Annotated in this window: 6 protein-coding genes; 3 read left to right on the forward strand and 3 right to left on the reverse strand. The window is 41.5% G+C overall.

Going from position 1 to position 10,080, the window contains the following annotated elements; translation table 11 throughout:
- The first annotated feature begins 346 nt into the window (after nt 1–346).
- Nucleotides 347–580, forward strand: a complete 234-nt coding sequence (locus tag F6K52_RS25265; protein ID WP_293084556.1) for a hypothetical protein — start codon at nt 347–349, stop codon at nt 578–580.
- Between the two features lie 1,384 nt (nt 581–1,964).
- Here the strand turns inward: F6K52_RS25265 and F6K52_RS25270 are convergent.
- From F6K52_RS25270 to xrtO, 3 genes are all read right to left on the reverse strand, one after another.
- Nucleotides 1,965–2,624, reverse strand: a complete 660-nt coding sequence (locus tag F6K52_RS25270; RefSeq protein ID WP_293084559.1) for an ester cyclase — start codon at nt 2,622–2,624, stop codon at nt 1,965–1,967.
- Nucleotides 2,625–3,015: 391 nt separating this feature from the next.
- A complete protein-coding gene (locus F6K52_RS25275; protein WP_293084564.1) occupies nt 3,016–5,829 on the reverse strand; it encodes a TIGR02921 family PEP-CTERM protein in 2,814 nt (937 codons plus the stop codon).
- 93 nt (nt 5,830–5,922) lie between these two features.
- Complete coding sequence (xrtO, locus tag F6K52_RS25280; RefSeq protein WP_293084569.1) at nt 5,923–7,638, reverse strand: exosortase O; 1,716 nt, start codon at nt 7,636–7,638, stop codon at nt 5,923–5,925.
- 668 nt (nt 7,639–8,306) lie between these two features.
- Between xrtO and F6K52_RS25285 the strand changes: the two genes are divergently transcribed.
- Both F6K52_RS25285 and F6K52_RS25290 read left to right on the forward strand, forming a co-directional pair.
- Nucleotides 8,307–9,089, forward strand: a complete 783-nt coding sequence (locus F6K52_RS25285; RefSeq protein ID WP_293084575.1) for a DUF3598 family protein — start codon at nt 8,307–8,309, stop codon at nt 9,087–9,089.
- A 96-nt stretch (nt 9,090–9,185) separates the two neighbouring features.
- Nucleotides 9,186–9,965, forward strand: a complete 780-nt coding sequence (locus tag F6K52_RS25290) for a DUF3598 family protein (protein ID WP_293084579.1) — start codon at nt 9,186–9,188, stop codon at nt 9,963–9,965.
- Nucleotides 9,966–10,080: the final 115 nt, after the last annotated feature.

Genomic DNA, 10,080 nt, shown 5'->3' on the forward strand with positions numbered 1-10,080 from the left:
TCGTTCCCAGCCGGAGACTGGGAACTAATGTTGGAGACTCTGGCTCCAGTGCCCTCCTAAGCCTTGATGAATTTCATAATTTTATACCTTATTATAAAAAAAAATATATATAGTATTTTAACTAAGGTAGCAGGGAGCTTAGCAGCAGTAGTAATAAATGATAAAAGCTATAGCTTTTATACAGTAAGTCTCAGATATATTTATGGTTATTTACTCTTATTTATTACCTATTTATTATTATAGCAATTTAATTTTTTTTTATTAAAATTTTTTTTCTAAATACCTTGACAGTAAATTAATTTATGTATATATTAATAGTGTAAGCAGTTTTAAGGAATTACTACTGATGAATGACAACCTTCCACCCAACTCCGATGAAAATACCAACCCTGAAAAGCCAGGTCGCAAACCTAAAAAAGTCAAGCACATCTTGATCGGTTCTCCTGAAAAGGTTCGCAAAACAATTAATGCTATCTATTCCCTTAAATACGCCTATCCCGACGAGTGGAGCGCTTTCGAGCCTACCGGAAAATCTGGTCAGGTTACGACTTTTTTGATTCGATACTTATACCTAGACTAGGATAGTAAATTGCCAGGGCGTCGCCCTGGCGACTATGAATCGTGAAAATTGTTTTGTGGAGGGGTATATATCAGGATGAAGGATGAGTTGGGAGGTGGTTACTTTCGAGTAGTTGCTGACTAATTCGATAGTTGATCAGTAGCGATGCAGCGCGGTCTTGGGGGTTCCCCCCATGAGCGACTGCATCAAGACAGTGATTTAGAGTTGAGTGCAGCTCAGCTGTACTTGTGGAAGCTTACAAAATAGAAATCGGTCAAGACTTGGGATTAACCAGACCTTGACCGATTTTTTTTTATTGTTATATAGGAGTTATTAATTATTGGGTCAGTTTTAAGCTATATATGTAGGGTGGGCAGTGCTTAGCTTCCCCATATTCACCTTTTCAATTCCTATCAAGTACTGCCCACCATCGGATTAATATTATTAAAAATTTAGACTATTTTGATAATTAATATCCTGTCGGTGGGCAGTGCCTAATAACTTGATATTCAGCTAATATTATCGGTATCAAGCACTGCCCACCCTACGATTAATCTTATTATTGAAAATTTAGTGCGTTCGCGTTTGAGTTGATGTAGAGATGTAGTAGAGATGTAGGGTGGGCAGTGCTTAGCTTTGATATCATAACCTTTGACATTGTTATTTAGCACTGCCCACCATCGGATTAATGTTATTAAAAATTTAGACTATTTTGATAATTAATATCCTGTTGGTGGGCAGTGCCTAATAACTTGATATTAAGCTAATATTATCGGTGTCAAGCACTGCCCACCCTACGATTAATTTTATTATTGAAAATTTAGTGCGTTCGCGTTTGAGTTGATGTAGAGATGTAGTAGAGATGTAGGGTGGGCAGTGCTTAGCTTTGATATCATAACCTTTGACATTGTTATTAGCCACTGCCCACCATCGGATTAATGTTATTAAAACTTTAGATTATTTTGATAATTCATATCCTGTCGGTGGGCAGTGCCTAATAACTTGATATTTAGCTAATCTTATCGGTGTCAATCACTGCCCACCCTACGATTAATTTTATTGAAAATTTAGTGCGTTCGCCTTTGAGTTGATGTAGAGATGTAGTAGAGATGTAGGGTGGGCAGTGCTTAGCTTTGATATCATAACCTTTTACATTGTTATTTAGCACTGCCCACCATCGGATTAATATTATTAAAAATTTAGACTATTTTGATAATTAATATTCTGTTGGTGGGCAGTGCTAAATAAATTGATATTCAGCTAATATTATCGGTATCAAGCACTGCCCACCCTACGATTAATTTTATTAAAATTTTAGTCGGTGGGCAGTGCCTAATAACTTGATATTAAGCTAATCTTATCGGTGTCAAGCACTGCCCACCCTACGATTAATCTTATTGAAATTTTAAGAGTGGAAGGGACAGCCTGAGGTTAATTGCTTGAGAAACAAACTGTTATCGAAGAAATGCTCCAAGGAGACAATCTTCAAGTCTTCAGTAACCCGAGCAATACTGATGCCAAAAACTTCTATAGTTTCTCCTGTGGGTTCATGGCCTTTAAAGGAACCGCTAAACGTGCCCCAATGCCGCCACTTAAAGGTGACATTAGGAGGTCCGGAAAGCACTTCCATCAGTTCCCAAAGAAAGCCATTGGGAAAAGCGTTATGGAAAATTTCTATTGATGATTCAAAGGTTTCTTCTGTGGAGTGATAGTGTTCCGTATCCCCAAGAAATACGTTGTATGTGCCGACATCAGCAACAGTCTGGGCATTGTACTTTGGTCCACCGTTAGTGCTCATCCGAAACTGGTCGGCAACAATAGACAACCACTGCTCAGGATTCGCTTTATAGGAGGCTTCCATCTCGAAGGTTCTAACTAAGTTTTGAGCGATCGCTTCCAAAGACCCTTCTGGATGATTGAATTTACTCCCTTTCTTAAGAAATTCATTAGTTTCGGCATAATCAGGGCGTTTGCCCTCTCGCCATTCAACCCCAGCATCATTAGCGATAACTGTATCTCTTTGCTGCACCCAAAGAGGCAATCCTGTGGACTGACTATTACTCATTGAAGTATCTCAGTTCAATTGATTATAATTTCTCAACAATTTTGCTAAATTGTCTTCTTGTTACCATGGCAAGTACATAAAAATTAAACTATCTGATCAGATTGTAATAGTAAACAATAAAGCGATACAACGCGGTCTTGGGGGTCCCCCCCATGAGCGACTGCATCAAGACAATAAAATAATAAAATTATCAAATAATGCGATAATGACTACAAACTAATGACTGCGATCGCATCTCCTGGTAAGGAATCAGCGTTGGAATCAGCGGAGCGAGTTGCTGGAGAGATTTTGACCCGTGTTGTCTGAAAAAGTAAAAAGGACAAAGTAAATGGGATAGTAACCCTTACCTTTGCCCTTGCTTATTGATGAAATAATTGGCAACTATTGAGCGTTAACCGTCAACAGTAATTTTTTGCCGTCTACTAATAATCAAAAGCGCGATCGCACTTATCAAGATCAACATCCATACCTCTGGTTCAGGAACACCGGAAACAGTAAAGGGATTAGACGGCTGATTCAACTGTTCTTCCCCAGTTTCCACCTCTCGGTCAAAGCGATCGCTTGACGCTTCTGCTTCTTTGAGCATCCTTCGTTGCTGATCATTCACCAGCACAATCATGGATGAATAGGGACTGACAATGTCATAGGTCTTGGCTATGCCATGAATCCGATCCAGTTCTTCTAGAGAACCATTCAGGTTTCCACTCAACCCGAGGATAAGTTGCCTGGCCGCCAGTGGTTCAAATCCAGTTTCAGTAGTAATCTCAGCAGTTCCTGATTCCATAAACCAAGCATAGCCATCCGCCACACTTACCACCGATGACCCCAAGGCTTCTTGAATTGCCATCCGCTGGATTACCCCTTGGATATCCGTAGAGACACCACCACCAGTATTTTGAATCAATTTTAAAATCGTATCATTGTAGGCTGAGGGTAATTGATTGCCTAAATGAACCATCCACAGGGGTGCAGCCACCACCGCCACATTGGTATTATCCTCAGATAACTCATAACTACCCTGATCAGTCACCAGTAATATCCCGTCATAAGGGGTATTGCCACGCAACTGTTCAAACTGTTGCAGCATCTGTTCAGGTTGAATAGAGCCATAAAAGGTAATCTGAGCAGGATTAAAATCACTGATATCATCAATGCGTTTAGCTTGATGATCGATCTTGTTATCTATTGCGTCAGTGATGTACAAATCCGCATCATTGTTAGTCAAGCTCTGATCAGCAAAACCCTGTTGTTGTAGCCAAGTGAATGTCTCTTTGACCTGGGATGCTTGAGCAGCCATACTCCTGGAACTATCGAGAATAACAGCAAACCGCTTATTCTTTAATGTCGAGAGGTTAGTGTTTGCTATTGCTGATTTCTGCAACAGGTCTAACGGTTTAGCCGAAATGCGGTAGCCATCCCATAAATTCACCTGATGAACCATGGGTTGCTGGGCTTGATTTGCTGGTAAATATGCTTCTAACCACCGATCAGAAAAACCCCGTTTTACTTTACCATTGCGGATGCGCTTGGTGCGATTTGTCCAAAAGATATTCCGTTGTTCGTTTAACTCAGGTAACGGCCAACCCTTCTCTTGTCGCATCACCTTGTAGGTCAGCCACAGATGCATTTCCGTTGCGCGATCGCTACCATTTCTCCTCTCCCATGAGGATAACGGACGAGGAATGGGAAATGCTCTGAGACGATAATTCCGGGGTCCGACTTGCTCAAGCAGCGCTGGGTCTACAGGACGCACTCGCCTGACCTGGGAGTTGTAAACCTGTTGTGCAGCACCCCGTGGGGAGACTTGAAATGGAAAGCGCTGATTGCGGTCATCGGTTTCACCTAACCACAAGCCAGTAATCGCTGCCCCTTCTGGTAAGGAAAAATAGTAGAGTACTTCTTCAACATCAGTAGTTTTATTCTCATACACCTCGTAGATTTCCACATCTGCCCAATCCCCATGGGCATCTAAGGTTACCTCTTGCTTTCGTAGCCACACCCGTTCTTGATCGATATTCAACAAACCCGCCTTAGCTTGGTCAATAATCGCTGTGGATTGTAAGGCATGTTGAACAGCTTTTCGTTCTGCTTTCTGAAGTGGTGTATCAAAGAATTCTCCGTAAAGCTGTTGAGCTTTTTCCACATCGTCTCGTGAGCCATTATACAAAAACGGTGACATAACCAGATTGTAGCTATTCTGTAAAAATTCACACAGGAAATCTGGCAGGTAAAACACATCTTTGTACATCGCGTAGATATGGTTATTATCTTCTCTGCTACTCAGATACCGATAGGGAAACAAATTAGCATTAACTAACCCAGTGCGAATTACATCAGACTTAGCTATCAATGCTTGGCGATCGCTATTCGTTTTTGGATAACTTTCTAGGAGTTTAAATGCCTCAACTTGAGCTTGTACATTCAAGGAAAAGAACAGAATTATCCAGACAGTAACCACAGCTACTGCCCCTTGAATCGCCCGATTGCGCCCATACTGTCCAGCAAAAGCCTTTAATATCCGGTATCCAGAATGTAGATAAAGAGCTGTAAATGCTGAGGGCATTCCTAGAAATAGGGTAATGCTAAATCCAAATAGGAGTAACATGAACAAACCGATTATGTGACCATATATCAACACTGTCCACAGATGATATAGCCAGTGGAATGTGAAGAAACTTTGGATGGAAGCACCAGCAGCAGGTATCACATAAAAAAACAGCAATAATCCTACATAAATACTAATCAAAAGCATCAAGTTGTGAGTGATTAGTTGTAGCCATGCTACTGATTTACGATTAGCATCATATCCCCATAATACTTCGGCAGCAAATGCCAGGATACACACCAAAACTGTACCCAATACTAAGGTGCTAACACTGGTAAATTCTCGGATCAAGAACAAACGAATCAGGCACCAAGCAAACAAGGGTGCTTCCACACCATAAAACAAGCGCATTAACTCCCTTGGTTGCTTCCTCAGAGGCCAAGCACCAATGACAGTACAGACAGTTGGTATTGCAATTAATGCTACAAACGTAACCAAGAAATCGACCGGAATAGCACCATCAACGGTCTCTCGGATTAAGGGAATACCAATAATTGGCAAGATGCCAATATATACAACTGTGATAAACATCAGATTCCACAGCCAAAAAATACTGTGAAAACTGACATCAAGGATTTGTTTTAGAGATTTGTAATTCATTGTATTGCTCTATCAGCTATCAGTTATCAGCTATCAGCTATCAGCTATCAGTTATCAGTTATCAGCTTATGTGCTACGCACACGCGTGCGCGTTCAGTTATCAGCTAAAGACCTTTGGCCAATGGCTGACGGCTGACCACTGACCGCTGATGTTAAGCTTTGGTGAATAGCATCATGGATAGCGCTAGCAAAATTATCAATTTCAGCACTATCGGGATTGTGTTCATTATCGAAGAGGACAGAAACTAGCACCCAAGTCTTGTTGCGATGGGCGATATAATCCCAGATTCGGGATAGGAAATCATCTGTAGTTCCTTGGGGTGATTGAAACCAGTAGGTTGCTGAACGTTTACCGTCTTCCAGAGATAGCCACCGTGCTTTTACTGACTGATTGAGCAAGGTTGGCTTAATGGAGTCTACCTTGAAACCATTGCCCACCAAACATAATTCTGGTGGATGGTGAGCTTGCCAAGCACTACTGGCCACCAACAGCATTGAACCGGAGAGATTGCCATAGACAAACCGTTGCTTTTGAGCAATAGGTAAGGCAGGATTATCAAAAAATCGTTGTTCAGCTTCCGTTAGAGGTAGGGGTTCAGATACCAGTTGCTGGGGTAATTGAATCGATGCGATGGCATTTACTTTCTCTTGAATTGGCTGAATTTGACCTACCAGCCCTAGAGCTATAACTACAATCAACAGCCAAGTGATACTCTTAGACTTTTGCTGAAACTCATAGCTGACACCAGTCTTAACTAGAGCAGTAGCCTGGAGATGTCTGTTTTGTTTGTTTAGCCGCCACTGATCATCCTTTAGTGCCAGACCGGAATTAGAGCAATATCCTAAATTTCCCTTTCGTAATGGGTTTCCTTTTTCCAAACTCCTTTGTTTCTTATCTTTACCTAGCAATGACAAATCCCTAAACACAGTTGTGGCCAACATCAAACCCCCGGAATTCTGAGGAACGGTTTGCAGCAGCATCCAACTGGAGGCACAAGCCAAGATAAAGCCCATCAGTCCGAGAGGTACATGTAGCACTTCAGCAATTTGTTGTTGTTGCCAGACTTCTATAATCATGACTAACAGCAGCACCCGGATTGTATTAGCGATCGCTAACAGCACAAGATTTGCAGTACAAACCAGTAACCAACGTATCCCCAGCTGACGACGTTCTAACCAAGTAGCTGCCAGTAAAAACAAAGTCCCTGTCCACAAACTTTTCAGACCACTGCAGGGCAAATCTACCTGAGCAATGCCGTTTTCCATGACAATAATGTCGTGGGAGGAGATAGCTACAATGTGCCAAGCTGATAGCATCTGTTCCACAGCATGAGCAGTGATCACCCTTACTGGGAAACCCAAACCGCTGTTAAACTCAGTGCTGAAAGGGACAACACAAGCAACTAAAATTGCAGCAGGTAACCCTTTACGCCAAAGGGATGGTGGGATAAACAAGCCCCATAACCCATAGCTACCTAGTAGGAATAGGAGTAAGTTGAGTTGTGGGAGATACACCAACCACCTGAATGCGATCGCACTAATCCCAGACCCTAACATTAGCAACAGGGGATAGAGTCTTAAAGTGGGAGTTGCTGACACAGTTATAATTAAGCGATCGCGCCATAGCTGTACCAAACAAGCCATGAGCACAACACCGATTAGCATCAGATTTAGCAGTGATGCATACTTAAATGACTCAAATAGCCATTGCAGTGCCCAGATATTCCCCAAAAGCCAAGCCACTACCAGCACGATGGTGCTGGCGAGGTTTTGACCTCTGGGGGGATCTGAATTCATCCCAGCTGTCATAAAACGTTTCTCCTTCAAAGGAATAAAGTTTGCTAAAAAGGACTATCTATCGGGACCTGTCACTTATGCAGAGCATTTCTAAAAAAGCTATAGCCCCCTCATGGGTTTTAGCTTGCTGTGATCGTACATAGTTCATAGGTTCTGCAACTGTGACCGTAAGCAGTCAGCGGTCAGCAGAAGGCCTTTGGCCACGCGTGCGCGTTCAGCGGTCAGCTTGAAATAAACTTTAGGGAGAATTTAATACTTCGAGATTAATCAGAATTGAAAGTCTGGGGAAAAGCCCATGGCGCGATCCGCACGCTACGCGAACAGCTGACCTCACAGAGATTAAAAGAATGCTTACATCTTTTATTCAAAAGCTATTAACAAAGCGCGCGCCGATGCGCATAAACTGATGGCTGTTCGCGTAGCGTGGCCAAAGGCCAATAGCTGAATGCTTAAGTAGCCCTTCAAATTACCAACCATTATAGGACAGATTTTAAAAAACAGTAGAAAAACAGTATATCTACGGATCCGTGTCGGAAATGTGATAGTTTTTGTTCCCTGTTCCCTTTGCTATCTGAGATAATTTATTGTTATTTATAGACCAAAATTAGGTTAACTCCAGTTAACCATCCTCCAATTTCTGAAAGTTTTTTATTTTTGTAACAAAATTTTACACAATAGCTATGAATCAGACATTTGAACAGTTAAAGCAGCAAAACTGGACTAATTTTATGACCCATCATTTACGGAATTGGTATGGGTCTTGGACAATTTATTCCCCTGAAGGTGAAGTGATGGAATCCTTTGTAGGTAGTCGATGCTCTATTAGTGATTCTGAACAAACTTACATTACCCAAACTAACGTATATATGTATGAGAATGGAACTGAAGAGGAGAAGGTTTACCAGAATACTCCCAATAGTTTAATCAATGGTTTAGCTGAACAAACCGAGCAAGCATCATTTATGTATATGTTTGATCAAGGGTCGGCTATTTGGACAGTAAATCGATTTGAACCAGGGGAGTTATTTGCAGTAGAGTTCTGGTTTAGATATCAAGAATTACGCCATAGTCTGCTAGTAATGTATAACTCAGATGGGGAATTAACTCAAACAGTAAGTGTCCGAGAAGAGGATTTGCAAAAGCCCTGTGATCATTGGACACTTAACCCAGAGTTAATCCCCGATCGAGATATCCTTAATGGGGAAGAAGGATTATCCATTACCCTTACCCCAGTCACCCAACTATCTCAGCCAATACCAACTCATTTAGCTTGGGAATATCCAGACCATAAAACCTTTTATTATCCAGATGGGATATCATTAAGTTATCCGTCCAAACTATTACCAGGAATGTCTTTCGTTGTGATTGGAGATTGGCAAGTTAATCCTAATATTAGACAACAACTGCTAGTTGATTATAATTCATCCGGTGAGTTATCCGGCTTAACCTTAAAGAGTAATTAATAATATACACTGTTTTACCATTTTATACTTCCCTGTTCCCGATTCCCGATTCCCTATTCCTTATTCCCTATTATATTTATTTTTTATAATAAACTTATGGATCGAAAACTCCAAAATTGGAAGAAGTTCTGTCAATATTATTCAGGAGACTTCTATGGGATTTGGACTAGATACTCAAGCACAGGAGACGTCATAGAATCTTGGCGCTGTATTAGAAGCTTTCGTCCCACAGCAGATTGTCATGAAATACATCACCAAAATCACTATACTTATGCTAATGGCAAGACAGAAACAAAAATCTTTGAACCCTACAAGCAACCTATAACAACCGGCTTGTTTTTAGACAACGGCTTTTCCTGGGGTTCCACCAACGTAAAATCTGGCTCCACCTTCTTTTCCGATATATGTTTAAGGTATGAAAATAGTCGTGCTACTGCGATTGCAAAATATGATGAAAGTGGCAGCTTAAAACGCTTTACTGTCTTTCCGGAACACCTAGGACATTTTCTTGATGCAGTCGCTCATGGGGGGACCACCAAGACCGCGCTGCATCGCTTCGTGAATGTGACCGCTCTACCTCCCGCCCATCAAATCAGTAGCGACTGGCAAGGAACACTCCAAACAATAACCCCGGACTGGCAAATTTCACCCCCAGTAGTAACCTCATGGCAACCGTTAGACAATTTACCTGAAGATTACCTGAAGTTACACTTTACTAACGGTATTTCAATCAGTTGTCCGGCACAGGTAGAGAGTGGAAAAGAGTTTTTTGTGGCAGTGGATTGGCTGGTTAACCAGACTGTATTGCAAAGAGGCACTCGCCACTATGATCAATCGGGTTTTACCAGTTTTACCCTAGAAGTATTTAGAATTTAGTAAAACTATGATAAAAAATATATTTAAAAATACTCTTCAGCCCCAAAAACTACTTTTTTCCGATTCCCGATTCCCGATTCCCGATTCCCGATTCCCGATTCCCGATTCCCAATTC

Source organism: Moorena sp. SIO3H5 (genome assembly GCF_010692395.1).
In the GTDB taxonomy this organism is placed as follows: domain Bacteria; phylum Cyanobacteriota; class Cyanobacteriia; order Cyanobacteriales; family Coleofasciculaceae; genus Moorena.

What these genes read in the sequence shown, in the direction of transcription:
- F6K52_RS25265 (WP_293084556.1), top strand. Translation starts at nt 347, where the DNA reads ATGAATGACAACCTTCCACCCAACTCCGATGAAAATACCAACCCTGAA.
- F6K52_RS25270 (WP_293084559.1), bottom strand. Translation starts at nt 2,624, where the DNA reads ATGAGTAATAGTCAGTCCACAGGATTGCCTCTTTGGGTGCAGCAAAGA.
- F6K52_RS25275 (WP_293084564.1), bottom strand. Translation starts at nt 5,829, where the DNA reads ATGAATTACAAATCTCTAAAACAAATCCTTGATGTCAGTTTTCACAGT.
- xrtO (WP_293084569.1), bottom strand. Translation starts at nt 7,638, where the DNA reads ATGACAGCTGGGATGAATTCAGATCCCCCCAGAGGTCAAAACCTCGCC.
- F6K52_RS25285 (WP_293084575.1), top strand. Translation starts at nt 8,307, where the DNA reads ATGAATCAGACATTTGAACAGTTAAAGCAGCAAAACTGGACTAATTTT.
- F6K52_RS25290 (WP_293084579.1), top strand. Translation starts at nt 9,186, where the DNA reads ATGGATCGAAAACTCCAAAATTGGAAGAAGTTCTGTCAATATTATTCA.